1 protein-coding gene is annotated in these 383 nt (G+C 59.0%); it reads left to right on the forward strand.

Going from position 1 to position 383, the window contains the following annotated elements; all coding sequences use genetic code 11:
• The coding region (locus BTA35_RS17535; protein ID WP_139363773.1) for a PIN domain-containing protein at positions 1 to 231 on the forward strand (231 nt) is incomplete at its 5' end.
• Positions 232 to 383: the final 152 nt, after the last annotated feature.

The raw sequence follows: 383 nt of genomic DNA on the forward strand, positions 1-383 counted from the left end.
AGCTTATTCGGCTTGTTCGAGGGACGTGTGCTGCCGTTTGATGTCAACGCTGCACAGCACTATGCCGACCTGGCAGCGACGGCAAGAAAGAGCGGGCGCGGCTTCCCGACACCGGACGGCTATATCGCCGCCATTGCCGCCTCGCGAGGGTTCATCGTCGCGTCCCGCGATACCTCGCCCTACGAAGCGGGCGGACTGCAGGTTATTAATCCCTGGATCCCTTCGACCTGATCTGCCCGATCAGTTGAAGCGCGGTGTACTCGTTCCGCGTACCGGCGGAATTTTTGTACGCATCGGCCGAGTTCCTCATCTCATTAACACAAGCGTATCGACGAGCTTTTGCAGGTCCTGGCGTGTACCCATGATGTACGCGACGTAGATCG

Source organism: Oceanospirillum linum (assembly GCF_001995095.2).
GTDB classification, from domain to species: domain Bacteria; phylum Pseudomonadota; class Gammaproteobacteria; order Pseudomonadales; family Halomonadaceae; genus Oceanospirillum; species Oceanospirillum linum.